Origin of the sequence: Microbacterium sp. GbtcB4 (assembly GCF_019091465.1) — a bacterium.
In the GTDB taxonomy this organism is placed as follows: Bacteria; Actinomycetota; Actinomycetes; order Actinomycetales; family Microbacteriaceae; genus Microbacterium; species Microbacterium paraoxydans.
The window spans coordinates 1-230 of the sequence record NZ_JAGXJJ010000750.1 but is presented as its reverse complement, the minus strand read 5'-3'; the positions used below and the strand labels follow the sequence as shown (position 1 = coordinate 230).

Annotated in this window: 1 pseudogene; it reads left to right on the top strand. The window is 72.6% G+C overall.

Annotated features, from left to right (window positions below):
- A pseudogene (locus KVS71_RS19500) lies at window positions 1-230 on the top strand (Fe-S cluster assembly protein HesB); the annotation flags it as partial.

Here is a 230-nt window from a genome sequence, read left to right as displayed (position 1 = left end):
GCCCAGGCGCCCGCCGACGACGGGGCGGGGGATCCCGCCGCCCGCTGGACGCGCCCGTCGACAGACTCAGGGACCCAGCCGAGCGGTGCCGAGGTACTCAGACGACTCAAGGCCCTACCCGGCTTCGGCGAGCAGAAGGCGAAGATCTTCCTCGCCCTCCTCGGCAAGCAGTACGGGTTCACCGGCGAGGGCCGGCGGGAGGCTTCGCCGCCCTACTGCGTGGACGGGTA